This is a genomic window from Limosilactobacillus sp. (genome assembly GCF_040772465.1).
Lineage (GTDB): Bacteria > Bacillota > Bacilli > Lactobacillales > Lactobacillaceae > Limosilactobacillus.
Genome location: NZ_JAXGYB010000001.1, coordinates 225179 through 249171, shown reverse-complemented (window position 1 = coordinate 249171; position 23993 = coordinate 225179). Strand labels below are relative to the sequence as shown.

Genomic DNA, 23993 nt, shown 5'->3' with positions numbered 1-23993 from the left:
CCACTTAAATACTGAGGGCTTTTCTTTTATGCAAAATAGGAGTATGATTAAGCACGTATTAATATCCAGATTATGTATAAAGGAGGCGCTGGGATGGATCGCAAAAAACGCCGAGCTTTAATTTTAAAATTGATCAAACAACAACCCATCAGTACTCAAGATGAGTTGTTGAAGCTGTTGGCCGCACAGGGAGTCAATGCCACCCAGGCTACTGTTTCACGGGATATTCACTCCATGAATATCGTGAAAGAAAACGACAATGGGATTTTGCGTTATTCCCAACTAGCTGCTAATAATGACAACCGTTACCGTGAACTCTATGATGCAATCGCTAATGACGTTGACGACATCACGACCGTTCAGTTCATCAATGTCATTAAAAATCCGCCGAACTCCAGTTTTGCGACTGTGATGGCCGGATTGTTTGATGAGGTAAAGCTACCAGAAGTGGCAGGGACGATTGCTGGCAACGACACGTTGATTGTTATTTGCAAGTCACCAGAAGGTGCACAGAAGATCGCAAAAATGATCACCGAACATATGCATAATTGATGTAGGGATCTCAAATAAATAAGTTAGGCTCACCAAAATTGCGGTATGATAACCATAGAGGTGACTAGCAATGACGAAAGTTTACGTTGATTCGAAGTTAGGCGATCAAACAATTAGTTGTTCAGATCACACTACTGGTGAAATGAGTGTGGAACCTAGTGGCAAAAGCAAGGAGTATTGCTTCCGCTTCTACGGACATATGCATCCTTCTTTCTCATTGATGAGCAGCGATTACCATAATGGGGAAGATGTGACGGTGAAAACCGCTAACGTGGTCGAGAAGTTCCAACTAGATTTCAAGTAAATAGGCATCTATATGAAAAGCTCCGCAATTCGCTAATTACGAATTGCGGGGCTTTTTGAATTTTTAGCTTTACATCTTAAGAATTTGTTCAGTATGACTAACGATGTCTGCAATCAAAGTCATTACTTGTGGATTTTTGAGATGATAAACAATTACTTTGCCTTTTCGGTCGTAATTTACCAGGTTAAAGGCCCTCATTTGCTGTAACTGATGGGACACGGCTGATTGCTCCCAATTCAACGCGGAGCTAATTTGTGATACGCTCATCGGCTGCTGTAAGAGCAGGTACAGAAGCTGCAAACGCTTAGGGTGCCCAAGGAGTTTGAATAATTTGCTGACGGTTTGTAAATCCTCTAATTCTGGTGCTTGATAGCTGCTCACAATAAATCACGACTTTCCCAATATCGTTCCTAATTAAAGATTAGCTTGCTATTTTTGCAAATACAAGACTTGATCAATTAACAAAAAAATGATAAGCATGTTCATTACGAACACACTTAATCATTTTTCCCCAGGTTAATTTAAAATCAAACTACAGAACTAAAGTTTGACCGACCAAAATCGTGTATGGTGAACTAATGCCGTTGATTTGGGCAAGAGTGTGCCAATCTAAACCATAACGCTGAGCAATGCCGTAGAGCGTATCACCGCTTTGAACGGTGTAGCTGCCAGATGTACGACTACTAGATGTATAGCTACCAGAAGTTGCGTGACTAGCGGAGGTATTACCACTTACCTTCAGCTGTTGACCGACATAAATCATATTTGGATTAGACAGGCCATTTAAGTTGGCTAAGTATTCGTAATTAGTACCATATTGTGCCGCGATACTAGATAAGGTATCCCCACTTTTGACGGTGTATACGGCAGAACTGTGGCTCGAAGCAGCTGCTGGTTGTTGAGAACTACTGTGAGACTGATAGTTCTGATTGGTCTGAGCAGCTCGATTAATGGTTAGCGTTTGGCCGACATAGATCAGGTTCGGGTTGCTGATGTTGTTGATGTTGGCCAAGTGACTGTATGTTGTGTTGAACTTTTCGGCAATGCCGGACAGGGTGTCGCCGCTTTGAACGGTGTAAGTTTCACTGGCACTAGCAGTGGCCGTGCTGGAAGCTTTGGCAGAGCTAGTCGATGTATGGGACGTGGCTTGGCTATGGCTTTGTGAAGCAGCGTGGCTATTTTGTGAACTGTTCTGAGCTGCACTACTCGTTGGAGTAGAGCTGGAAACAAGCAAACGCTGGCCTACATAAATAAGGTTTGGATTGCTAAGACCATTGATGCTTGCCAGGTGAGTGTAAGTTGTATTGTATTGACTAGCAATGCCAGACAGGGTGTCGCCACTTTGGACGGTATAGTAATTGCTGCTGTTGCTATTGTTGTTGCTAGTTTGGTTGTTGACGATATCATGGTTACCACTGTTGTTGTTAATCGGCGTCACTTGCTTGCCGGCCAAAGCAACGGAGTCTAATTGGGTAAGGTTGTACGTCCGAACTAAACTGATCAACGATGAAGCATAACTAGGATCGGTGGCATAACCATCAGCATGGAGCTTGTTAGCAACACTGACGTAGTTGGTGTCACCTAACAGGTTGTGGTAACGGGAGTTGCTGTACAAGAAGTTACCATGGTCTTCCACGGATTCTGCATTGTTAGCGTATGCCCGGAAGTAGTCATTGATATAAACGCTCCGGCCACCGTAAACTTCACGTGTTGGTAAGTTGATGGAGTGACCATTATATGATCCCTTGATTCCAAAGAGGTTGTGGGCTGTTGTTGACAAACTAGAACGACCCCAGCCGCTTTCGAGGATGGCTTGGGCTACCGTGATGGATGGCAGAACACCATATTTGTTCCATCCTTCAATTGCACCGCTAGCAACACTTTGAATAAATTGCTGGTTGCTTGCGTTATTGCTGAAGTGTAATGAATTGAGGTCAACGTTGTTGGCAGCAGCCGGAACAGTGACGACGGCTTTTTCAGAATTGGCCTGTGACTCAGCTGATGAAGTTGCAGAAGATGCAGCCGTTTCGTTTGCCGAACTAGCACCGGATTGGAAAGAAACAGTTGCAGCTTTTAGACTAGCGCTGGCAGCACTTTGACTATTAGCAGATTGGTTGCTGTTTGATGATTGTGCAGAGGCAGAACTCGTTGCTTGACTAGCATTGCTGCTATTGGCTGAAGCTGCACTAGTAGCTGATTGGGTAGCTGCAGAAGTGGCTTGGTCACTTTCAGCACTACTACCAGCTTTCAAAGTGGTTTGGTTGTTGTTACTATTAGCGGCCGTTTTGCTAGCATCTTGGTTGTTGTCCTGGTTGGCATTGCTTTGCTCGTCGGCGTGAGCAATACTGCCACCAGCCGTCAGTAAGGCTAAAGTAGTGATGCCAGCAACGACCCATTTACGGCCACTTTTATATAACTTAAAATGTTTTTTTACTTCTGAATTTTCCTGCATATTGTTGAGTCCCCCTCAGTAGACCGTTTCATTTATTAATTGATCAATCTATATTCTGAATAAGAGAAAAAGGTTAAGAATTTCCAAAGGTCTTTAATTATTTTAAAAGGTATCATGATTAATATGGATCGTCAACGAATTTATCACCCATTGTGATTCATTTAGTTCAAAATGACCATAACATTTACATTTTATAAAATTATTAAACTTAGGGCAAGGATCTTATCAATTGAAAAGTAGATAGACGTAAAAAAGAGCCAGTGAAAAATTGTTTCACCAGCTCTTGCTTTTAATTAATTATGAATGATTAGGTTAATCATTATCGCCCTTGGATTGCATGAAACGTTGAAGCAAGCCAATTTCTTCAATCGTTGGTTCGGTTGATTCAGACTTGATATCGTGTACGCGCTCTACAGACAACTGGCTACCTAAAGCAACCTCATTGTCAGTCATTTCTTTTTTACGTTCAAATTCAATAATTTGGTGGGAGAGATCATTTTCCTTGTCAGCCATTATCGAACGTCCCCTTTCAATCAAAAACCTTTAACTTCTATTGTAGTCGTTTTATTCGCCAAAAGGCAAGGACCTTAGAACGACTGAACGACTTTGAAGATTCCTGTTACGATCAGGTAGAAAGAAATCAGCCAGACCAGCATGATTGCTGACAGCATTGGCTGGAAGAGCATGATGACGGCAATGACGATTTGCAGGATGCTGAAGATCACCATAAAGATCGTCCAAGCTGGACCATGGAAACGACTGAACAGACTAATGGTCGAAACATCGGCAATGGCGTCGAAGAGAAACCAGAAAGCAAAAATGTAGACGATGACGGTACTGCCAAAGTTGTGGAAGAATAAGAATACAATTCCTAAAATAATATCAACAATTGCCATTATCAGCAGCCAACCGGCATTAAATCCTAATAGGTCCTTGATGCCTACCCGGCACCATAATTCGTAAATCCCCCGTAATAAAAGACCAATTGCTACCAAAATCGTTAATAGGTGTAGCGTTTTATCGGGGCGGTTAAATGACAAGCATCCCAGTACAATGAGCAGGATACCTAAGATTAAATTTCCCCAACCAAACGGTTTTGGTTGTCTTGCACTAAACAATTCAATCACTCCTTTGCAATAATAACTTTACTATTATACCTTAATTATATTTTATCAAAATTAGCAAAATTAATTAGAAAAGGTAATGATTGGTTAGATTGGCGGAAATTTAGCCGGGTTTGTGTCATAATAAAGGGCAAGTTAGAGATGGGAGTGCTGAAAAATGAATTGGAATTGGTTAGGATGGCTGTGTTGGCTTGCAGTAGTCGTCTTATGCGTCTTTACAGTCAAATACATCCGCAATCATCAACTAATGTTAATTGCTAAAACAAAGAAACGGTTTAGCAGTAAATTATTTATTCGCTATGTCCTGTTAACGATTTTGTCTTTAGCATGCATTGGCTTGATGGCATACTTTACCTTTTTCCGCTCGGTTGACGTGCATAATACACAGGCTGTCACGACGAGTGAGACTTATGAACCACTGCAGTTGGGCAATACGAAGCATGGGTTCTATTACGTTGTCGCCAACCGTAGTCGGATGGGGAAGCACCCGGTTGTTTCTTATACTTATTGGACTAAAAATTCTAAAAACACGACGGATTCCCGCTTCGGTTCAATTGCTGACTCTAATTCCTATATCAGTACGCAAGCCTCTGTTTATCCGTGGAATAAAAAACGATTGAAAGAAGAGAATCGTCGAACAGGTCGTGCCTTTGTGGCTCAGATGACCATTCACTACAAGAATACTCCGCTCAATGGTTTGGGTGTTCGTTGTGGCCGGGTGGCAACAACTTATACGCTCTTGCGGATTCCGGGCGCAAATATGATTGATTTGAATTAAACAGTTAACAGACAGTATGACAAAGACCTCTAGTATTCGTTAGATCCGAACACTAGAGGCCTATTTTTGTGTTGTTAACTGGGCTATTACTTCACTTCATACGTCCCCATATCGTCTGCCAAAACGATTCGACCGGCGTACTTCTTACCAGGATCCTTGGTTAGTCCCACTTTATTGAAAGCAAAGGTGACGGTTGCGTCTGCTTTGACGGCACAACCCATGACTTCGCCAGTATCCGTGTTGATGCCAGATGGCATGTCGACAGCCAATTTGACGGCTGATGATTGATTAATCTGTTTGATCACATCGGTGTAGTTGCCAGTGACGGGGCGGTTAATGCCGATTCCGAAGATAGCATCGACGATCATTGTTGCACCGTCGAGGTCTTTTAAATCAGTGCTTTCGGGTATCTGGTAGTAATGGCAAATGTGTTCCTGAAGTTTGTGTTCATCACTGGCGTGGTCAAGATTACCGACATTAATGATGGATACGTGTAAACCAGCAATGTGAAGCAAACGGGCGAGTGCTAAGACGTCACCACCGTTATTGCCGCTACCAGCCACGATAACAACTTTGCCTTGTGACAACGGAAATCCCGATAAAATTTCATCGCGTACGGCCAATGCTGCCCGTTCCATTAAAACGGCTGATGGGATGCCAATCTCATGAATTGTTGCTTGGTCATAGTGCCTCATTTGTTCAGCAGTCACAGTTTTTGCCATTAAAGGTCCCTCCAAAAATAATGTAAACAGACATATCATAACACTTTTATTGTTAGTGGCAGGGGATGACAAAGTTCGTGGAATTAGCTAAGATGAATGGCAAAAGCACGGCTAAGGAGCAAGATCTATGGGCAAAAAAGCAAAATATGAAACTCATCGTTACGTGGGTATTCCAGTCATCGAAGACGATAATGGCGGCTATCAATTTAAACGCGATGCGGATGGCGGCGTCAAAGTCCACACTTGGCGCATCGGCAAGCATACCAAGGGCAAATTTGATCGTCCAGGTCAATTGTTGATGACGGAAAACCACTTGATGGTCATGATTTTGGAAGAATTGCCATTAGCGTTTAAAGACCGCCATAGCGTGGTGCCAATGCAACGTTTTTTGACAGTTCACGCGAGTGACCAGCTGCTAAAAGACGGCCAACATATTTTGGCTAAGCAGTGATTTTCATTATGGGGTGAGCAATCGTGGCACAATTATCAATACAGTTTTTTACTGGTCGGCCCACACCGGTAATTGCCCGTGACCTTTTGGGAAAACGATTGGTTTACGATACTGGTCAGGCAAAACTGGCTGGATTGATTGTCGAAACGGAGGCCTATTGTGGTGTCAATGATGTGGCATCGCATGCTTACGGAGAACGTCACACGGCTTACACCGCTTCGCTGTTTAAATCTCCGGGAACGTGGTACCTTTATCAGATTCGTGGTTGGATTTGCTGCGATATCGTTACCCAAGAAACTGGAGAGCCCCAAAGTGTGTTGCTGCGGGCTATCCAGCCTCTGCAAGGTGTAGCGACGATGGCTAATCATCGTCACCGTCAGGGAGTGGCCATGACGAATGGCCCAGCTAAGTTAGTGCAAGCGTTGGGAATTCAAGATCGAAAATTAGATGGTGCTTCGTTGTTGCGGGCACCATTGACGATCGACGATTTCCAAGCGCGCCAACCAGAAACAATCGCTTGCTCCCAACGGATTGGGACGACACCACAGGGGCCACACGCTGATGAGCAGTGGCGATTTTTCGTAGATGGCAATCCCTACGTATCGGGCATGCGAAAACGGCAAGTCAATCAACAGACATTAGGATGGAGGCGATAAGATGGCTCTGACATACCAACAGTTATTGGTTGCGGTGCCAGCAATTATACAGGCAGGTAATGTTCCCAACATCGTCGGTGAAGCCGGGATTGGTAAATCAGCCCTGGTGAAAGATGTTGCTCAACACCTGAAGGCGTCACTATTTACGACCGTCGTCAGTTTGGTAGAAAAAGGCGATTTGGCGATTCCGGTGCCACCGTTGACCAGCGATTCTTTCGTCCAGACCCAGCATTACGGCCGTCTCGCTGATGTTCAGTATGGTTATTCAGAGACATTGGTTTCTATTATTAAACAGGCTGAAAAGCACCCTGGGCAACCAATTATCTGGTTTCTGGATGAATTTAACCGGGGAACCCAGGCCGTCCAGAGTGAATTGATGAACCTGGTTTTACAACGGCAAGTCAATGCTCTCCGCTTACCCGATGAAGTTAAGATTGTTATTGCAGAAAACCCTGACAGTAGCATGGAAGAATTCGCTGACAGTAATTATGCCGTCGCGGCTGGGGATGCAGCCATCCGTGACCGGACCGTCCGGTTGGTCATGCGTAGTTCAGTCGATGACTGGCTGCAGTGGGCCGGTGTTCAGGATCACGGGCACGACCGGGTTCACCGTCTAGTACGTCAGTATATTCAGGAAAATCCCGATGCCCTGGCGCCAGAAGAACATGGCGATGATCTTTACCCGACACCACGTTCGTGGGAACGGGTATCACGTAACCTCACCGAATTACAGAAATTGAATCCCCGACAGCAAAATGCTCTCATGGCGGATGTCTTTAGTGGCGATCTTGGTACGACAGTTGGGGTGGCCTTTGCACAATTTGTGAAGGAACATGGCCAGCAGCTGTCAGTCGATGACTTGGCCAATGGTAATCACCGTGACCGCTTTGAACAGGCAGATGAAATGGGACGTTTAACCGCCCTGAAGCAGTGGATTCAGCAAGATGATCATCAGGGATGGTCCATTGCTGAACACGCAGCTAATTTTTTAGCAGCAGCTCAACAACTGAGCCCGGACGGTCAATATAGTTTGGCTGAAGCTATTGGGGAAAGCAAGCAGCCAATCTTAGAGCAACTCAGTCAACGTTTAGGAGATGATCCGCAAGCAGCCAATCTTTATCACTGGCTTGCGCGGGTTGCAACGCAAAGCGACAAAGGAAGCGATTAGTTGGCAAGTCGACGGCTTACAACTTTGTATGATCAACTAAATGCACAGTTGAATACTGGGACGGGTACTGAACTGGCAGATGCCTACCTTAACCAAGCGGTGGTGGACGTATTGCGGACTAACCGGTTGACGGGCGAGATACTGTTGCGTTTGCCCCGTTACGCCATTGACCAATCGACAGCGGTTTTGGGTCTGACTTGGCATGATCAGCAATTGGCAATCGCCTTTAATCCGCAACAATTAACCGCGATTGAGCCAGACCAACTGTTGGCCTTGCTGAGTCATGAGGCGCTGCACGTTATTTGGCGTCACCCTTTTCGTTATGCGAATCGGGCGGACCAGGCTAATGTGAAAGTGGCTTGTGATATTGCGGTGAACCAGTATTTGGACCAGGTGCCTGCTGGGACTGCGACACTAGGATCATTGCGCCGTTTGTTGCACCGCAATGTCCCAGCTCACCAGGACTCGGCTTTTTACCTCAAGTTGATCGAAAAAGCCCATTTGAAGTTGCAACCGACGACGGATAAGCATGGGCAACTCCTCAACCGTCATTTGGATGAACGGCAGGGTAGCAGGCCGCGTCCTGCTAAGGCCTTGCCACAATTGGAATCTCATCTTGGTTGGCATGGTGAAAGCAGCGGGGTCAACCGTACCTGGCGCTTAGGGCAGCTGCAAAATTTGCTGAAAGCTGCTTGGCGCGAGACACCCCAACATGATCGGGGACTGTTGCCGGGCAATATTCGTCAGGCTCTTGAGAAGCCGCGGCAGCGGCCGATGATGAAATGGAGTCGTCAGTTGAGACTCGATTTAGGCAGTGTCGCCCGTGGCTATCAAGATTCCTGGGGTCGCTTTAACCGTCGCCAGCCGATGAGGATGGATTTGCCAGGACGGATGACCAAATACGTGATGGAGCTTGACATCTTCGTCGATAATTCGGGTTCCATGCCCAATGACAAGATCAGCCAATTATTAAGTACGATCAACGCCCTCGGTCAACAATTTCAGGTTCAAGCAACGGTCTATCCTTTTGATGCCAAAGTTCAGGAACAAGGAATTCAGCAGCTTCAGCCAGGTCGACGAGTGGATTACCGACGAGTTGGTGGTGGGGGCACCAGTTTCCAAGCGATTTTTGACTATCTGCACCAACACCATGTCGACAAGAATGGCCATTTGGTGATTATCATGACTGACGGCTGGGGTGAAAAACAGCTTAATGCTTATGGCTACCGCAACGTTGTCTGGCTACTGACAACGAGCCGGGACCAGTTGTCAGTCATTAGCCCGCCTGGCCGAATTATTGAAATCAAGGAGGATTCATGATGGCAGAATTAACACCAGAACAAATGCGCGAGATTTTGAGGCATGGTTCACGTTATCAGCGGGCGGTCCAGCTGCTGCATGAAGACTGGGATTTTAAGAAGAGCCCCATTGCTAATGAATTGGTGGACGCAGTAGATGTATCATGGGCTCGTCTGCTGCAGCGGCAGGGATTGATTACTGGGCGAGTGAACCTAGATGATTACCGCTCGGCCAGTCAGTTGATAGCACGTTATCCGCAGTGGTTTTCCGCCGCAGGACGCCAAGAATTACTGGCAGAATTCAATTAGATTCCTTGCTCCCCTTGATCGCTTTCACAATAGCGAAATGTTAAAATTAAGGTGATCGATTGTAGCTTTGGGGCCTGATAACAGGAGGAGTTTGTTATGGGACAGCGAACAGCTGTCAAATTGAAATGGGTTGTGGTGGCCTGCTTTATGAACAGCACCGGAGCCTCTTTTTTGTGGCCGTTAACCACGATGTACGTGCATAATTACCTGCACCAAACACTGACAACGGCTGGTGTCGTCACACTGATAATGTCAGCAGCAATGATTTTTGGCAATTATTTGGGAGGACACCTGTTTGATCATTGGCGTCCGTATTTGACAGCGGTCATCGGGGCAGGAATAGCCGTGGCCGCCGTGGTGCTTTTGATTGTTTTCCATGGCTGGCCTATTTTTGGCGTCCTGATGTCACTGGTAAGTTTTGGTGACGGAATCAACATGACGATCACTAACGCTTATGGTTCCGCTGTTACGGGACATGGGCAACGCTATGTTTTCAACATCATTTATATTGCCTATAATCTCGGGATTGTTATTGGGACGCTACTCGTCGGGGTTCTGTTCCCAATTGGGATTGTCATTACCTTTGTTGTCACCTCGATTTTTTACTTGGCGCTTCTGCTGGTCACTCTGTTCACCTTTAACGTCAACTTTACGAAAGTTGAAAAACGGGCCCAGAGTAAAACCAAAGAACGGAATAAAGTTAGTTCCACTGGCCATCACCAACGGATTATCCTGATTCGGTTAATTTGTCTGAACTTGATTGTCGCTTACCTCGCTTATTCGCTGTGGGAAAGTATTATGTCGGTCCACATCACCAATATGGGGATTCCATTCTTCGTATACAGCCTCTTGTGGACGATCAATGGTTTATTAATCGTATGTGGGCAGCCGTTAGTTAATATGCTCTCACCGTATGTGCGACTAAGTACGCAGATTATCGTTGGTTTAATCATCTTTGCTTCATCGTTTGTCATCTTGATCTTCTCCCATTCCCTGGCGGGTTTTACGATCTCAATGATCATTTTGACGATTGGTGATATGCTGAGCCTTCCGGGAGCACCAGCCTGGGTGGCAACGATGACTACTTTAGACGAAGCCGGGCACTATCAAGGCTTAGTCAGCATGACTTCTTCGATCGGGCGGGCAATTGGTCCGTTGTACGGCGGTTTTGCGATTGATGAATGGAATTACCGTTTCTTGTTCACTAGTTGTGTTGCCATGATGGCCGTGTCCATTGTGGCAGTGGTTATTTACATGAGGTGGATGCAACGCAGACAAAACTAATCAGGGGGAGTGAGTGTAGTGAAACGTCGGTTAACATTGCCACGTTTAGCCATTATTGCTTTACTCGTCAACACAATCTATAGCATGGTCTGGCCGGTTAGTACGCTGTATCTCCACCAGGAATTCCATCTTTCTCTCACACAGACGGGCATGATATTGATGATCTACTCTTTTTTAAATGCCCTGGGCAGCTACGTGGCTGGCCAGCTCTTTGACCGCCTTAACAAATATGCGGTTTTGATGATTGGGATCATCGGTACACTGATTATTTCCTTAATTGGCTTGATATTGCCCGGGATGTTGGGTTATGTCATCTTCTTACTTCCGTATGGTTTTTTAACCGGTTGGGCGCTGACAGTAGAGTATTCGATGGTCAGTTATATGGATGCCGGTGGCTATTCACGCCGCGATTTCAACTTACTTTATCTGGCTGTCAATATTGGTCTGGTACTCGGTTCCGGATCAATCGGTTATCTGTATGACGGTCACGGCATTCAACGTCTTATGATGGTAATCGTTATTATTGCTACCTGTGTCTTGGCCTTTGCTTTATTGGTGATGCCGTTTAAATATCCTAATAAGGCTGCGACACTGAATCGGCAAGGCTCACGCCATAAGTCTAGTGGAAAAACGGCTTTAATTATCTGGCTAGTAATGGCCAGCCTCCTAATAATGTGGCTCTGTTATTCCCAGTGGATGACTAATATGTCTGTTTATTTGGCAGAACTACACTACCGGCCAACCTTTTATAGCCATTTATGGGTTATCAATGGTATTGGCATCACTGTCATCCAACTGCTGCTTTTGCGTAATCCACACATCTTCAAGCAGGCACTGGGTCAAGCCCGTACGGGGTTACTCTTTTGCCTCCTTTCTTTTGTAGTGATCATCTGTTCTCACCAGAGTGCTTGGATTATCGCGGGGATGATTTTCTTAACTTGTGGTGAAGCACTCTACGTTCCAGCGGCTCCTGTTGTTGTCGATGAAAATACACCTTATGCGCAGAAGGGACGCAATCAAGGACTGGTTAATGTCTTTTCTTCTGTCGGCAAGGCACTGGGACCATTTTGGGGTGGCCTCATGATTGATCATTTTGGCTACCAACCACTATTTATCGTTGTGGTGGTTGCCTTGATTATTGCCCGGGAAATATTAATCATTCATGGGAAACGCCTTGCCCCATCTAAATAAAATTAGCCACCCAGGTAGGTCTGTTCTTGCAGTGCTTATCAGGGTGGCTTTGTTGTAGAAACTGGTATACTGAAAGGGTAAATATTGAAGGGAGTGTGGCTCGATGGCAATTAACGAGCAACAAATTAAGGATGACCTGTACGAAGCAGTCAATGCGGACTGGGTTAAGCAGGCCAAGATTCCAGCGGATAAACCGGCAACGGGAGGCTTTGTTGAACTAGAAGATGGAGTCGAAAAGCACCTGATGGCTGATCTTGACGCCTTTGTGGCGGGTAAAGAGCAGGATAAGCGCCCACAGACTAACCAGTTTTCTGAGATGCTAAAGTTGTACCAATTGGCTGGTGATTTCAAACGCCGTGATGAAGAGGGCACCGAACCATCTCGGGAAGGCGTTGACCGGATTCAGAAGCTGCAATCTTATCAGGATTACCAGAACGGCTGGAAAGATACGATTTTACGTGGCGAGACTTCACCCGTTGATTTTGACATCGATGCTGACATGAAACACGCGACAACTTACGCTCTTTTTGCCAGCGCTCCAGGCCTGATCCTGCCCGATAAAACTTACTATGCTAAGGATAATCAGCAGGGACCAGCTCTCTTGAAGATTTGGAAGCAGATGGTCGTTCAATTGCTGCAGAAGTTTGGCTTTACTGAAGATGATGCTAAAACCATTGCTGACCAAGCCGTTCAGTTTGATTCCTTGTTAGTTCCACACGTAAAGAGTGCGGAAGAGGCAGCTGATTACAGTAAGCTCTATAATCCACAGACGATGGATGAATTTGCTGGACACACTAAGCAGCTTGATCTCCGGGCCATTGTCCAAGAGCTGATTGGTACCACGCCAGACAAGATCATCGTCACCGAACCGGCATACTTCGAAGCCCTGGATGATATCCTGGCTGACCACTTTGAACTCTTTAAGTCATGGCTGTTGACTAAGCGGGTCGTAGCCGATTCACATTATCTGAGTGAAGAGCTGCGTCAACTTAGTGGGACGTACGGCCGTGCCATTTCTGGACGGAAAGAAGCCGTTAACCAACACAAATTTGCTTACTATCTGACTGGCAGCATGTTCTCCCAGGTCCTTGGCACCTACTACGGGCAACAGTACTTTGGCCCCGAAGCTAAGCAGGACGTTATCAAAATGGTGCACCGGATGGTTGGCGTTTACGAGAATAGGCTGCGTAACAACGACTGGCTCAGTGCTGCTACTCGTCAGCAAGCCATTAAGAAGTTGGATAATCTGGGCATCCAAGTCGGTTACCCGGATAAGATTCCGGCTATCTTTGACCAACTGAAGATCGATCCTGGCCAAACGCTGCTGGCTAACTTAAATAACCTCAGTGTGACCTTCAGCAAAGACCAGTTTAGCCGTTATGGCAAACAAGTCGACCGAATGCGTTGGGAAATGAGTGCATCGACAGTCAACGCTTACTACGCTCCGTTCAAGAACATCATTGTCTTCCCGGCAGCTATTCTGCAGGCACCGTTCTATTCACTGAAACAGAAGAGCAGCGAGAACTACGGCGGGATCGGCGCCGTTATGGCCCACGAAATTTCCCATGCTTTTGACAATAATGGTTCATTGTTTGATGAACACGGTAATCTGCATAACTGGTGGACAAAAGAAGACAAGGAACACTTCCAGAAACTGGCCCAAAAGATGATTGATGAGTTTAACGGGCTGAAATTTGCTGGGCATCCGGTTAACGGCAAATTAACGGTTTCGGAAAACATCGCTGATGGTGGTGGCTTGTCCTGTGCCCTCTCAGCAGCTAAGCAGGAAGATGATGTTGACCTGCGCGCCTTCTTCATCAATTGGGGCCGGATTTGGCGGATGAAGGCCACCGACCAATATAAGCAATTGTTGTTGTCAATTGACGTTCACGCTCCTAATAAACTGCGGGCTAACGTCCAAGCCCAGAACCAGGACGACTTCTACACCACCTTTGGAATTCATGAAGGCGATGGAATGTACCTGGCACCAGACAAACGGGTTAATATTTGGTAAGGCGGTGAGCTGATTGACCACAATCAAAGTTGTTGAAGCTGATATTACAACGCTGAAGGTCGATGCTATCGTCAATGCTGCCAACACTGGCCTTCGTGGTGGCGGTGGTGTCGATGGTGCCATCCACCGGGCAGCGGGGATGGCAGAACTCAACGCGGCCTGTGCGAAATTTCATGGCTGCCGGACGGGGGAAGCCGTGATTACCCCGGGTTTTAAGCTGCCAGCTAAGTACATCATTCATACCCCGGGACCGGTTTGGCACGGTGGTAATCATAATGAGGACCAACTGCTGGCAAACAGCTATCAGCATTCATTGGAGTTAGCTGCTCAAAATAATTGCCGCGACGTTGCCTTTTCGTCTATCAGTACGGGCGTTTATGGCTTCCCGTTAGAGCGGGCAGCGAAGATCGCTATTAAAACGATCCGTGATTTCATTCAAAAAGATGATAGTTTGAAGGAAGTTATTATCTGCGCCTTTGATCCGCGAACGGCAAAGGCTTATCGACAGGCGATTGCAGAATAAAGAAAAATGGTCAGCACTTACGGGTGCTGGCCAATTTTGTTACTAGAGTTCGACTTTTTTCACCTTAACCTGGTAGGTTGTGGCTGGAGCCTTGACGTTAACAGTGTCACCAACCTGCTGATGCATTAATGATTTACCTAACGGTGAATCAAAGGACAACTTTTGTTCGTTTAATGAAGCTTCTTCAGCTTCCTGCTTGCCGACAATCTGGTAGGTTTCTTGACTGTGATCATCAGTGAATTCAATCGTAACGTGGGCTCCGAGTTGGACGGTGCCATTGTCCTTGGGATCGACGATTTTAGCGTAAGTTAGAAGATGATCAAGGTAGCGCATCCGGCTTTCCAGATGACGCAATTCACGTTTAGCAGTGCTGTATTCGGTGTTTTCGGATAAATCTCCTAGCGCCCGGGCTGCCTTTAACTGAGCAATTTTAAAGGGCCGCTGCTTCTTGAGGTCTTCGATTTCTTGTTGAATTTCATGATAACCCTTGCTAGTCATTTGCTGGAATTGGATTTCAGCCATGTGCATTCCCCCTTACTCGACCACTATGCTAGGCTCTTTGCCATTGCAGCGTCAAGCCAGCCGTAATTATTGCGCGTCCTTAAGGCCTGGCGTTACACTAATCCAGTGACCTGATGAAAAGAGGAGAATGGAAAATGAGTATCGAAATTCCGTCAAATATGGATGAAGTAGCAATGAAGATCGCCCAAGCCAACGTTCATGGTAAACACCTTGAAGCTGACGACGTTATTAGTGATGCGGTAAAAGACATGCTGCAAGCGTACATGGATGCTGCATTGGAAGGCCATTACGACGATGTTAAGTGGGATCAAAAAGATTTGGTTGTGACTGATATTATGGGCAAGGAAGTCGGTCGTGTCAGTCCTGAAAGCCAGGATTTTATTGGTGACTTTAAGGATTCTGCCGACAAACTATCCCTCAAGTTATCGGACGCTGCTGATAAAATTGTCGGCGGTCGGTAATGGGAACATTTGTGTCACTTCTCAAAAGTTAGTAGCAAATCGTTGCTTACCAGCAGCCTTTGCGAGATAATTTAAAAGGTTATTCACTATTTGAGAAGAGGAAAATAATAATGAAGTTTTTGCATCGTTTGATTGTCGTTGCTGCGGCATTGTTGTTGGCAGTAACAGTTAGTGGTTGTGGTAAGAAGAGTGCCCAGGCTCATCTGATCCACCCGCACACGTTAACCGTTGGGGTGGAAGGCACTTACGCTCCTTATGCCTACCGGAAGAATGGTAAGTTGACTGGGTTTGAAATTGAATTGTCCAAGAAACTAGCTAAACAAATGGGCTACAAGGTTAAGTTTGTTCCAACTAAGTGGGACTCACTGATTGCTGGACTGGGATCCAAGAAGTTCGACGTTGTGCTTGACAATATTGCTGAAACGCCAGCCCGCAAGAAAGCTTATACTTTCTCAACACCGTATATTTACTCTAAAGATGCTTTGATTATGAAGAAGAACAACAATTCTCTTCACAATATGAAAGATATCAAGGGTAAGAAGATTGCTGCTGGTACTGGTTCAGTCAATGCCGATAACGTTAAGAAGTGGCATGGTAATGTTGTAACGATGAGCGACTTCTCCGCTGCTGTTTCCTTGGTACGGCAAGGACGGGTGGCTGCTTTGCTCGACGCCAACGAAGCCTACCTCTATTACCAACGGCAGAACCCGTCGGCTGATCTCAAGTCAGTGGTTGTACCATCAAAGGAAGTCCCAACCCAAAAAGTGGCTGTTCTAATGAGTAAGCATAACCCAGGCCTGAAGACTAAGGTCAACCGGGCACTGAGCCACTTACGCAAAAATGGTACGCTGAAGCGCCTGTCAATGAAGTACTTTAACAGCAACATCACTAAGCCATAAGGATAGCGGCACCTAGCAAAGGGGATGAATGGCATGTGGCACATTATCGTTACAACGACGCCACAGTTGATCAAGGCTGGTTTAAAATATACGATTCCCATCTCAATCATTTCGTTTGTCCTGGGATTGATTATTGCGGTAGTGACCGCGTTGATTAGACGTTCCAATCCACATGGCAACTTGCTAGTACATGGTTTATGGCAGCTAGCTAAGTGGATCTTTGACTTCTATGTTTGGCTGTTCCGTTCAACCCCGTTGCTGGTTCAGCTGTTCATCGTGTTCTTTGGCTTGCCAAATATTGGCATCCAGTTCAACGCGTGGACGGCGGGCATCATTACTTTCTCGTTGAACTGCGGGGCTTACGAATCCGAAACCATTCGGGCATCGATTAATTCTATTCCCCAGAGCCAATGGGAAGCAGCATATTCGATTGGGATGACCTACCAACAGGTTTTGTGGCGAATCATTTTTCCCCAAGCCTTGCGTATCGCGGTACCACCGCTGTCCAATGCCTTTATTAGCTTAGTCAAGGACACGTCACTGGCCAGCTCGATTACCATCATGGAAATGTTCATGGTCAGCCAGCAGATCGTCGCTCACAACTACCAGCCATTACTGATGTATTCGCTGGTAGCGATTATCTACGCGGTCTTCTGCACGGTCCTTTCCATCTTGCAACACTATCTTGAAAAGTGGACCTCCCGTTATGTTGCCGATTCAAAGGAGGGTGCCTAATGATCAAACTGAGCCATGTTGATAAACGTTATGCTGAACACCATGCCCTGGTGGATGTATCGGTTGAATTTCCGGAACACCAGACGACGGTGATCTTAGGACCGTCTGGTGCCGGTAAATCCACTTTGCTGCGTTCACTCAACCTATTAGAGCGTCCGCAAAAGGGAACGATGCAGCTCGACGATTTGACGATCGATTTTAGTTCTGACCTGACTAGCAAGACGATTCTGACTGCCCGGCGCAAAACGGCGATGGTTTTCCAGAGTTGGAACCTGTTTCCTCATTTGACGGTTTTACAGAACATCACTGAAGGACCGCGCTATGTACTTAAGCAACCGGTTGACCAGGCTAACCAGCGGGCACACGCATTGTTGCGGCAGGTGGACCTAGATGATACTGCCGACCGTTACCCGCGCCAACTCTCTGGTGGTCAGCAACAGCGAATTTCCATTTGTCGGGCTTTAGCGATGAATCCTTCTTACTTGTTGTTTGATGAGCCAACCAGTGCCCTTGATCCAGAATTAGAGGCCCAGGTGCTGCGCGTCTTGCAACGCTTAGCTCATGAGCAGCATTCGATGATCGTCGTTACCCATAACATGGAATTTGCCCGTCGTGTTGCTGACCGGTTGATTTTCGTGGAAGACGGTCGGATTGAATTTAATGGCAGCAGTGACGATTTCTTTAACCACCCAACCGAGCGGATTAAAGAATTCTTAGCGGCAATGAAATTTTAAGATGGAGCTGGTAATTTGCTTTCTCAAAGGCTTGAGGAGGTGAATTACCAGTTTTTCATTTTTTTGTGATTTTCCCCTTGCCTTAAAGTTTGCTATAAGGATTAGCATTAGCAGTGTTGAAAATGATATAAAAACAGAGGAGGAAATTATAATGAAACTCGCTATTTTAGCTGCTAATGGACAGATTGCTCGCTTGGTTGAGGATCGGATTTTAAACGAAGACCAGTTTAAGGACGTTGACTTGACGCTGATGTTGCGGAACAGCAGCCGACTGAATGACCTCGCATCCAATCCGCGGGTTACTGTCCTCGAAGGCGACCTCAACAACCCTGCTGATGTGGACAAGGCCGTCAAGGGTCAAGACATGGTGTTCAATGCCGTAATTGACCATGACGAAGGACAAAACCGGCCAACTAATAACATCATCAACGCCATGAAGAAGGAAGGGGTCAAACGTCTGATCCTGACCAACCTGCTGGGCATCTATGACGAAGTGCCTGGTGCATTTGGTAAGTGGAACCGGGACACCTGCTTTGGTGGCAAGGTCACTGCCGACAATGCCGCTGTGAAGTCTGACCAGCTAGCAGCAGATTCCGGTTTGACTTACACCACGTTGCGTTTGCCATGGTTGAACGACCGTGATGAGGTGAAGTACACCCTGACCCACAAGGATGAACCATTTGTCGGTGTATCTGGCTCTCGGAAGTCCATTGCCGATGTTGTTCTGAAGATTGTAGCAGATCCTTCATTCGGTGCCAACGATAGTTTGGGTATTGCTGATCCAGATACGCAAGGCAACGACCGGCCAGTTTACTAATTCTCAGTTTTGTCAACCAGTCTGCAAACTAATCAGCAAAATGGGGGACCACTATGCAAATTCAACAAGTTGCCAGCCAGTTGGCAATCCAACCTGATACCATTCGCCGGTGGGAAAGGGTAGGTCTGATTCCGCCAGTACGACGTGATAGTGATGGTTTACGCATTTTTTCCGACCGTGATGTCGATTGGCTCAAGTGCGTCAAGATATTGAATCAACTAGGGGTGTCTGATGATTTCCAGCGTGAATACATGAAATTGGTATCACTTGGCAATCAGGCCGAACCAGCACGACACTCTTTGATCAAGGAAGAACTTGCTAAAATTCAGAATAATCATCACTGCTTATTAACGGCTATTGACCAATTGGAAAAATTAGCTGAAGATAGGTAGTAACTACCTTCACACTTAATAGTTCAGGATGGAGGATGGATTATGAACATTAAAGATGTTAGTGAGCAATTAGATGTTTCACGGGAAACACTGCGTTATTGGGAAAACATCGGTCTCTTGCCAAAAGTTCCCCGTAATAGCAGTGGTTACCGGGACTACACCGAAAACGAAATCAAGTGGGTGCTTTTTATCAAGGCAATGCGCAATGGCGGAATGTCAGTGGAATCCCTGGTTGATTTTGTGAAAGTCTACCGTGAACACAAGGGCAGTCGTGCGGCCCAAAAATCATTAGTCAAAGAGCAGTACGAACAACTAGTTGCTCGCCGTGACGCAATGAACCAAACCATTAATTATCTGAAATACAAATTAGATCACTTCGAGGATCACGTAATTCCCTTCCTCGAGGAAAAGAATTACTACGAATTACGTAAAAAGGCGATGCTGGAAAAGCAGAACCAAGATGATCCAGAAGAATAGTTGGCATGATGTGACCAATTATGCTTGATTGAACAAAAGGCTCCAATGTTCGGGTTGACCGAATACTGGAGCCTTGTTTTATTTAATGATGGTTAAATTATGCGGCTGTTGTGCTTTGATCTGCGGGTGCTTTTGTAAGTACTGGATAATCAGTTTGCTGGTGACGGTATGGATCTGGCGGGTGATCTTAGCGGCCGAAAACATCGGGTACTTGCCACCACCGCTAGCACGATAACGACCCGTCGTGAATTCAAGGACCTGGTTTGGCTGGACGTCCTTGCCGTGGTATTGCAGTTGGGTGACACGCTGACCTACTGGTTTTCGCAGGTCAAAGGTGTAGTCGATCCCAGAATAATAGTCGTAATTATAGAGGCGTTGCTTCGGGTGCAGAAAACTGTCGGCAACGATCACGTTACCGTCTGCGTCGAGTTCCCACATGGAAGCACAGCGTTCGAGGGCGGCTTTCAGGTCGGCACCCGTCGTTTTCTCAACGGCTGGGGTATTAGGGTAGACGTAGCTATTGAGGACGTTGCGGATGGTTACTTGGTGGTCAAAACCGCGCACTTCGTCGTTGAAGAGGGATGTCGCGGCAATATCGGTGCCAGTAGCATCCATTTGGACACGGTTGATCAAATCGAGGTAAGCATGACCATGTAAGCGAGCCTGAAGTGGATCGTGAATCAACATATCACCATCGATGGTAGCAAGTGGTTGACTCAGCCAATGTTCGACGTCAGTCTGCCACGCGGTGGTAATCTGCTGCAGGTAAGGCTCTAACGGAGCATCACTAGTCGAGATGAGTTGACTTTGGCTACTGGTGACTTGCTTATTCTGGTCGATTTCCAATGAAATACAGCCCACTTTAGCTCCCCGGAAGCCCGGTTGGGTGACAGGGACGCCGTTAACTTTAGTAGCAATTTCTCGGTGCTGGTGACCAGTGACCAGCGCGTCGATCCCCGGAACTTGCTTTAAGATGGCGCTGGCTTCGTTTTCACCAGTGAGTGCTTCAACGGCCTTACCAGTTTCGAGATCTCCTTCAAAACCGCCATGGTAAGCGACGATGACAATATCAGCGACTTGGTGAAGGAGTGGGACCCACTTTTTAGCAGCACTGAGCGCACTCCTAAACTTGAGACCGGTAATGTGTTGTGCTGGCTCCCATTCGGGGACGTACTGGGTTGTAAGACCGAGAATGGCTACCTTCACGCCGTGCTTTTGCAAAAGCAGATATTGACTGTCCGCCAGTCCGTGTTTTTGGGCATAACCGATGTTCGCACAGAGAATAGGGAAGTGGCGGTGTGCCCAAACGTGTTTGAGGTAATCTTGACCGAAACTGAATTCGTGATTGCCGAGCACCGCTGCTGTCGGGTGCATATGATTTAAGATTTGGGAATATAACTGATCATAATGTTTACTCTGTCTAGTGTCGTGAGCATATTCAGCCATGGGATTGCCCTCGATGAAATCTCCGTTTTCAATATACAGGACCATCTCGTTCGGATTAGCGGCCTGACGAATGTCGTTGACAACCTGAGCTGCCTTAAGGTAGCCAAAAGGTTGGTTGTCGTCCGCTTTGCGAAAGCTCGTTGGAAAGATATGACTATGGATATCGCTCGTCGATAAAATTGTAATTTTCATGGATCCTTACCCGTTCGTCTAATAAGATACTTTCACTTTAGCATTATACGAACTAATAAGCAATGATATTTAGTTAATGTTCGCTTATTGATGGCAAAAATATTAGTTGCAGTTCTGATAACAATCCCATTCCGAAGTTTTATGAACTTTAAATGATTATAAGACAAAAAATCCCCAATCCGTCTATCATGGCGAGTTGGGGAATAATAATAGATTCAAATTATTTAACTTGGTAGCGTAGCCAGACAGCACCATCAGGGTAACTCTGGACATTCTTTAATTTCAACGGAACCGGACGTCCATCAGTCAGACCATCGAATAGGGCTGGCTGGTTGCTTCGCCCATCGACGCCGGGACCGATCACAACGCTGATTTCATCTACCAGACCAGCCTTTAAAAAGCCGCCGTTAATACGGCCACCGCCGACGACTGCCAGCCGTTTGATACCAAATTGATCACCTAGGATTTCCATGGCGCGTTGAAGATTGACGTGTTTGTTACCTGTTGCAATCCATGAAATGTGGTTTTTATTAAGGTAGTCAACGTAATCCTGGCTGACATTGGTCGTCGTCAGAATGAGATGTGGGAAGGTAGCATGGGATTCGTCAGACCAACGCAGACAGCCCTTGGAATCAGTCGCAATGTTGTATGCTTTGGCGTCGTTATTCTTGGCAAATTCTTCTTTACCTAGTGGTGTGCCATCCTGCTGTTTAATTTGACCATCAGCCATTTCAGTGCCAGCCGTAACACCGCCGCTGACCCGTGTTGGGGCATCGATCGCTGACAAGGTGGAGTAATATTCATCATTGCCATCCAACTGGGCAGTCATTCCGCAGTCGATGCGCCCGTCGATAGACATCATCATGTGGACGATAATGTAAGGTTTGGACATATTCAAACACTCCTTAGTTGATTTGCTTCCAGCGTATCATGTTCATATAACTATGTGAAATTGCTATTTTTAATATTAAGCCATGCAGATAGGGCATCGGACGAAAAAGAGCTAGCATTGACTGCTAGCTCTTATGATATTAATGGTTGGCATTATTGGCTAACGATAACCAGGGACTTGATAGCTTCACGCTTGTCCATGGCTTCGTAGGCCTGTTGAATTTGGTCGAGGGTAAAGCGCTTAGTAAAGACTTTCCCTGGATGGATCTTGCCACTGAGAACGGCATCGAGAAGAACTTCACGGTCGTACGTAGTGACAGAAGCAATTCCACCGCGGAGACCGATATTCTTCCAGAAGAGGGTGTTAGAAGATGGTTCCGTTTGTGGAACACCGACACGACCGATGATGGCACCTGGACGGGCAACCTTGCCGGCTTGTTCGATGGCAGAAACCGCACCTACACATTCGAGCACTGCGTCGGCACCGTTGCCGTCAGTCAGTTCCAGCACCTTCTTAACAGCATCATCGCCACGTTCACTAACGATGTCGGTTGCTCCGAACTCTTTAGCCAACTTGGCCCGGTCTTCGTGGTGACTCATGGTAATGATGCGCTTAGCACCACGCAGCTTAGCGCCGATAACGGCGCATAGACCAACGGCACCGTCACCGATAACAACGACGGTGTCACCATCTTTCACTTCAGCACTAGCGGCAGAGTGGTAACCAGTAGCCATTACGTCGGCAAGCGTCAGCAGGTCATTCAGCTGTGCGTCACTGTAATCATCAGGTTTGCCTGGAATCTTAACGAGGGCCCAGTTAGCGTTAGTGAAACGCAGGTATTCACCTTGGTAACCACCGTTGCCACCAGCTTCCTGGTTCATGCAATCACCGTCAAAGCCGGCTTTGCAAGCGGCACAGTGTCCACAGCCATGGGTGAATGGAGCGATGACAAAGTCACCAGGCTTGATATCCTTCACGGCTGAACCCACTTGATCAACGACTGCGATAGCTTCGTGGCCGACGAGGGAACCGTGCTTACGTTCACTAATGCCACGGTACCACCACAGATCAGATCCGCACACACAGGCGCGGACGATCTTCAGAATGGCGTCAGTTGGCTTTTGCAGTGTTGGTTTGTCGACTTCGTGGACTTCCATCTTTCCTGGTTCAACGAAAACTGCTGCTTTCATATGATTGCCTCCTAAATTAAACTTCTTACATTACGGTGTTTAATATAAACCCTATAGTGGACTCGAAGGCAAGTGGTGAGAAGAAAAAAGGCCGCTCAGCTGGTGAGCTGAACGGTACTTGTATTTTATAGGTGCTTCTTAACGTCGTAAGCCTTCGCCTTTTCTTGGCTAGCCGGCTTTTCGTCTTTGGCATAAAAGATGGCATATTCTTCGTCATTAGGCCCCTTGGCAATAACCAGGTCGTCGACTTTCTTCTCTTTCTTGTAAATTTGGCCCTTCCGAATTGCTTCGTTGTAGTCATGGATGTTAGCGATTGAGTCGCCCGGATTAAAGAAAATACGTGTTTCCATCAAATCACTCCTTTACGCGGCTGCGGAGTCGTGTCTCTTTATCATTATTATACCGTTTTT

Annotated in this window: 29 protein-coding genes; 19 read left to right on the top strand and 10 right to left on the bottom strand. The window is 46.4% G+C overall.

The features are described from left to right. The first annotated feature begins 93 nt into the window (after positions 1–93). Positions 94–552 (top strand): arginine repressor, encoded by a 459-nt coding sequence (locus AB3114_RS01055; protein ID WP_367341411.1) that lies wholly within the window; start codon positions 94–96, stop codon positions 550–552. A gap of 70 nt (positions 553–622) precedes the next feature. After that, positions 623–856: a hypothetical protein gene (locus tag AB3114_RS01050; protein WP_367341410.1), complete on the top strand. Its 234-nt coding sequence runs from the start codon at positions 623–625 to the stop codon at positions 854–856. Positions 857–925: 69 nt separating this feature from the next. On the opposite strand, the gene AB3114_RS01045 is transcribed toward AB3114_RS01050, so the two are convergent. From AB3114_RS01045 to AB3114_RS01030, 4 genes are all read right to left on the bottom strand, one after another. Next, positions 926–1237 (bottom strand): ArsR/SmtB family transcription factor, encoded by a 312-nt coding sequence (locus tag AB3114_RS01045; protein ID WP_367341409.1) that lies wholly within the window; start codon positions 1235–1237, stop codon positions 926–928. Between the two features lie 151 nt (positions 1238–1388). Next, on the bottom strand, positions 1389–3308 hold the full coding sequence (locus tag AB3114_RS01040; RefSeq protein ID WP_367341408.1) for a LysM peptidoglycan-binding domain-containing protein: 1920 nt from the start codon (positions 3306–3308) through the stop codon (positions 1389–1391). A gap of 312 nt (positions 3309–3620) precedes the next feature. Next, on the bottom strand, positions 3621–3821 hold the full coding sequence (locus AB3114_RS01035) for an LBP_cg2779 family protein (RefSeq protein WP_367341407.1): 201 nt from the start codon (positions 3819–3821) through the stop codon (positions 3621–3623). 74 nt (positions 3822–3895) lie between these two features. After that, positions 3896–4435: an HdeD family acid-resistance protein gene (locus AB3114_RS01030; RefSeq protein ID WP_367341406.1), complete on the bottom strand. Its 540-nt coding sequence runs from the start codon at positions 4433–4435 to the stop codon at positions 3896–3898. Positions 4436–4589: 154 nt separating this feature from the next. Here AB3114_RS01030 and AB3114_RS01025 point away from each other — a divergent pair, with 154 nt between their 5' ends. After that, positions 4590–5210: an LVIS_2131 family protein gene (locus AB3114_RS01025; RefSeq protein ID WP_367341405.1), complete on the top strand. Its 621-nt coding sequence runs from the start codon at positions 4590–4592 to the stop codon at positions 5208–5210. Between the two features lie 86 nt (positions 5211–5296). Here the strand turns inward: AB3114_RS01025 and AB3114_RS01020 are convergent, their stop codons facing one another. After that, positions 5297–5932 carry an NAD(P)H-hydrate epimerase gene (locus AB3114_RS01020; protein WP_367341404.1) on the bottom strand — a complete coding sequence of 212 codons (636 nt, stop codon included), beginning with the start codon at positions 5930–5932 and terminating at the stop codon, positions 5297–5299. 127 nt (positions 5933–6059) lie between these two features. On the opposite strand from AB3114_RS01020, the gene AB3114_RS01015 reads away from it, so the two are divergent. From AB3114_RS01015 to AB3114_RS00975, 9 genes are all read left to right on the top strand, one after another. After that, positions 6060–6383, top strand: a complete 324-nt coding sequence (locus AB3114_RS01015) for a hypothetical protein (RefSeq protein WP_367341403.1) — start codon at positions 6060–6062, stop codon at positions 6381–6383. 23 nt (positions 6384–6406) lie between these two features. Then, positions 6407–7039 carry a DNA-3-methyladenine glycosylase gene (locus AB3114_RS01010; protein WP_367341402.1) on the top strand — a complete coding sequence of 211 codons (633 nt, stop codon included), beginning with the start codon at positions 6407–6409 and terminating at the stop codon, positions 7037–7039. Position 7040: 1 nt separating this feature from the next. Continuing rightward, a complete protein-coding gene (locus tag AB3114_RS01005; RefSeq protein ID WP_367341401.1) occupies positions 7041–8207 on the top strand; it encodes an ATP-binding protein in 1167 nt (388 codons plus the stop codon). Continuing rightward, positions 8208–9527, top strand: a complete 1320-nt coding sequence (locus AB3114_RS01000; protein WP_367341400.1) for a VWA-like domain-containing protein — start codon at positions 8208–8210, stop codon at positions 9525–9527. Next, entirely contained in the window at positions 9527–9814 is a 288-nt protein-coding gene (locus tag AB3114_RS00995; protein ID WP_367341399.1) for a hypothetical protein, read from the top strand. The genes AB3114_RS01000 and AB3114_RS00995 overlap by 1 nt, the downstream gene beginning before the upstream one ends. Before the next feature lie 96 nt (positions 9815–9910). Beyond that, positions 9911–11098 carry an MDR family MFS transporter gene (locus AB3114_RS00990; RefSeq protein WP_367341398.1) on the top strand — a complete coding sequence of 396 codons (1188 nt, stop codon included), beginning with the start codon at positions 9911–9913 and terminating at the stop codon, positions 11096–11098. A gap of 18 nt (positions 11099–11116) precedes the next feature. Next, positions 11117–12289 (top strand): MFS transporter, encoded by a 1173-nt coding sequence (locus tag AB3114_RS00985; protein WP_367341397.1) that lies wholly within the window; start codon positions 11117–11119, stop codon positions 12287–12289. Between the two features lie 103 nt (positions 12290–12392). After that, on the top strand, positions 12393–14303 hold the full coding sequence (locus AB3114_RS00980; protein WP_367341396.1) for a M13 family metallopeptidase: 1911 nt from the start codon (positions 12393–12395) through the stop codon (positions 14301–14303). Between the two features lie 13 nt (positions 14304–14316). Next, positions 14317–14826 carry an O-acetyl-ADP-ribose deacetylase gene (locus tag AB3114_RS00975; protein WP_367341395.1) on the top strand — a complete coding sequence of 170 codons (510 nt, stop codon included), beginning with the start codon at positions 14317–14319 and terminating at the stop codon, positions 14824–14826. Positions 14827–14868: 42 nt separating this feature from the next. On the opposite strand, the gene greA is transcribed toward AB3114_RS00975, so the two are convergent. Next, a complete protein-coding gene (gene greA / locus AB3114_RS00970) occupies positions 14869–15348 on the bottom strand; it encodes a transcription elongation factor GreA (RefSeq protein WP_367341394.1) in 480 nt (159 codons plus the stop codon). A gap of 134 nt (positions 15349–15482) precedes the next feature. On the opposite strand from greA, the gene AB3114_RS00965 reads away from it, so the two are divergent. The 7 genes from AB3114_RS00965 to AB3114_RS00935 all read left to right on the top strand — a co-directional run bounded on the left by AB3114_RS00965 (position 15483) and on the right by AB3114_RS00935 (position 19863). Continuing rightward, positions 15483–15809 (top strand): hypothetical protein, encoded by a 327-nt coding sequence (locus tag AB3114_RS00965; RefSeq protein WP_367341393.1) that lies wholly within the window; start codon positions 15483–15485, stop codon positions 15807–15809. 110 nt (positions 15810–15919) lie between these two features. Further along, positions 15920–16708 carry a transporter substrate-binding domain-containing protein gene (locus tag AB3114_RS00960; RefSeq protein WP_367341392.1) on the top strand — a complete coding sequence of 263 codons (789 nt, stop codon included), beginning with the start codon at positions 15920–15922 and terminating at the stop codon, positions 16706–16708. A gap of 33 nt (positions 16709–16741) precedes the next feature. Then, entirely contained in the window at positions 16742–17443 is a 702-nt protein-coding gene (locus AB3114_RS00955) for an amino acid ABC transporter permease (RefSeq protein ID WP_367341391.1), read from the top strand. Next, a complete protein-coding gene (locus tag AB3114_RS00950) occupies positions 17443–18177 on the top strand; it encodes an amino acid ABC transporter ATP-binding protein (RefSeq protein WP_367341390.1) in 735 nt (244 codons plus the stop codon). Before AB3114_RS00955 ends, AB3114_RS00950 begins: the two co-directional genes overlap by 1 nt. A 151-nt stretch (positions 18178–18328) precedes the next feature. After that, positions 18329–18994 carry an NAD(P)H-binding protein gene (locus AB3114_RS00945; RefSeq protein WP_367341389.1) on the top strand — a complete coding sequence of 222 codons (666 nt, stop codon included), beginning with the start codon at positions 18329–18331 and terminating at the stop codon, positions 18992–18994. A 53-nt stretch (positions 18995–19047) separates the two neighbouring features. After that, positions 19048–19386, top strand: a complete 339-nt coding sequence (locus AB3114_RS00940; protein ID WP_367341388.1) for a MerR family transcriptional regulator — start codon at positions 19048–19050, stop codon at positions 19384–19386. A 42-nt stretch (positions 19387–19428) separates the two neighbouring features. After that, the gene (locus AB3114_RS00935) at positions 19429–19863 is read left to right on the top strand and encodes a MerR family transcriptional regulator (protein ID WP_367341387.1); all 435 of its coding nucleotides are present in this window, start codon (positions 19429–19431) and stop codon (positions 19861–19863) included. Positions 19864–19941: 78 nt separating this feature from the next. Here the strand turns inward: AB3114_RS00935 and AB3114_RS00930 are convergent, their stop codons facing one another. The 4 genes from AB3114_RS00930 to AB3114_RS00915 all read right to left on the bottom strand — a co-directional run bounded on the left by AB3114_RS00930 (position 19942) and on the right by AB3114_RS00915 (position 23933). Beyond that, complete coding sequence (locus AB3114_RS00930) at positions 19942–21501, bottom strand: bifunctional UDP-sugar hydrolase/5'-nucleotidase (protein ID WP_367341386.1); 1560 nt, start codon at positions 21499–21501, stop codon at positions 19942–19944. A 220-nt stretch (positions 21502–21721) separates the two neighbouring features. Next, positions 21722–22393: a dihydrofolate reductase family protein gene (locus AB3114_RS00925; RefSeq protein WP_367341385.1), complete on the bottom strand. Its 672-nt coding sequence runs from the start codon at positions 22391–22393 to the stop codon at positions 21722–21724. A 152-nt stretch (positions 22394–22545) separates the two neighbouring features. Beyond that, positions 22546–23583 carry a zinc-dependent alcohol dehydrogenase family protein gene (locus AB3114_RS00920; protein ID WP_367341384.1) on the bottom strand — a complete coding sequence of 346 codons (1038 nt, stop codon included), beginning with the start codon at positions 23581–23583 and terminating at the stop codon, positions 22546–22548. Between the two features lie 125 nt (positions 23584–23708). Next, complete coding sequence (locus AB3114_RS00915) at positions 23709–23933, bottom strand: hypothetical protein (RefSeq protein ID WP_367341383.1); 225 nt, start codon at positions 23931–23933, stop codon at positions 23709–23711. Positions 23934–23993 lie beyond the last annotated feature (60 nt).

What these genes read in the sequence shown, in the direction of transcription:
- AB3114_RS01055 (WP_367341411.1), top strand. Translation starts at nt 94, where the DNA reads ATGGATCGCAAAAAACGCCGAGCTTTAATTTTAAAATTGATCAAACAA.
- AB3114_RS00965 (WP_367341393.1), top strand. Translation starts at nt 15,483, where the DNA reads ATGAGTATCGAAATTCCGTCAAATATGGATGAAGTAGCAATGAAGATC.
- greA (WP_367341394.1), bottom strand. Translation starts at nt 15,348, where the DNA reads ATGGCTGAAATCCAATTCCAGCAAATGACTAGCAAGGGTTATCATGAA.
- AB3114_RS00940 (WP_367341388.1), top strand. Translation starts at nt 19,048, where the DNA reads ATGCAAATTCAACAAGTTGCCAGCCAGTTGGCAATCCAACCTGATACC.
- AB3114_RS00920 (WP_367341384.1), bottom strand. Translation starts at nt 23,583, where the DNA reads ATGAAAGCAGCAGTTTTCGTTGAACCAGGAAAGATGGAAGTCCACGAA.
- AB3114_RS00925 (WP_367341385.1), bottom strand. Translation starts at nt 22,393, where the DNA reads ATGTCCAAACCTTACATTATCGTCCACATGATGATGTCTATCGACGGG.
- AB3114_RS00990 (WP_367341398.1), top strand. Translation starts at nt 9,911, where the DNA reads ATGGGACAGCGAACAGCTGTCAAATTGAAATGGGTTGTGGTGGCCTGC.
- AB3114_RS01035 (WP_367341407.1), bottom strand. Translation starts at nt 3,821, where the DNA reads ATGGCTGACAAGGAAAATGATCTCTCCCACCAAATTATTGAATTTGAA.
- AB3114_RS00960 (WP_367341392.1), top strand. Translation starts at nt 15,920, where the DNA reads ATGAAGTTTTTGCATCGTTTGATTGTCGTTGCTGCGGCATTGTTGTTG.
- AB3114_RS01025 (WP_367341405.1), top strand. Translation starts at nt 4,590, where the DNA reads ATGAATTGGAATTGGTTAGGATGGCTGTGTTGGCTTGCAGTAGTCGTC.
- AB3114_RS01005 (WP_367341401.1), top strand. Translation starts at nt 7,041, where the DNA reads ATGGCTCTGACATACCAACAGTTATTGGTTGCGGTGCCAGCAATTATA.
- AB3114_RS00935 (WP_367341387.1), top strand. Translation starts at nt 19,429, where the DNA reads ATGAACATTAAAGATGTTAGTGAGCAATTAGATGTTTCACGGGAAACA.
- AB3114_RS01040 (WP_367341408.1), bottom strand. Translation starts at nt 3,308, where the DNA reads ATGCAGGAAAATTCAGAAGTAAAAAAACATTTTAAGTTATATAAAAGT.
- AB3114_RS00930 (WP_367341386.1), bottom strand. Translation starts at nt 21,501, where the DNA reads ATGAAAATTACAATTTTATCGACGAGCGATATCCATAGTCATATCTTT.
- AB3114_RS01020 (WP_367341404.1), bottom strand. Translation starts at nt 5,932, where the DNA reads ATGGCAAAAACTGTGACTGCTGAACAAATGAGGCACTATGACCAAGCA.
- AB3114_RS00915 (WP_367341383.1), bottom strand. Translation starts at nt 23,933, where the DNA reads ATGGAAACACGTATTTTCTTTAATCCGGGCGACTCAATCGCTAACATC.
- AB3114_RS00980 (WP_367341396.1), top strand. Translation starts at nt 12,393, where the DNA reads ATGGCAATTAACGAGCAACAAATTAAGGATGACCTGTACGAAGCAGTC.
- AB3114_RS00950 (WP_367341390.1), top strand. Translation starts at nt 17,443, where the DNA reads ATGATCAAACTGAGCCATGTTGATAAACGTTATGCTGAACACCATGCC.
- AB3114_RS00955 (WP_367341391.1), top strand. Translation starts at nt 16,742, where the DNA reads ATGTGGCACATTATCGTTACAACGACGCCACAGTTGATCAAGGCTGGT.
- AB3114_RS00945 (WP_367341389.1), top strand. Translation starts at nt 18,329, where the DNA reads ATGAAACTCGCTATTTTAGCTGCTAATGGACAGATTGCTCGCTTGGTT.
- AB3114_RS01015 (WP_367341403.1), top strand. Translation starts at nt 6,060, where the DNA reads ATGGGCAAAAAAGCAAAATATGAAACTCATCGTTACGTGGGTATTCCA.
- AB3114_RS01050 (WP_367341410.1), top strand. Translation starts at nt 623, where the DNA reads ATGACGAAAGTTTACGTTGATTCGAAGTTAGGCGATCAAACAATTAGT.
- AB3114_RS00995 (WP_367341399.1), top strand. Translation starts at nt 9,527, where the DNA reads ATGGCAGAATTAACACCAGAACAAATGCGCGAGATTTTGAGGCATGGT.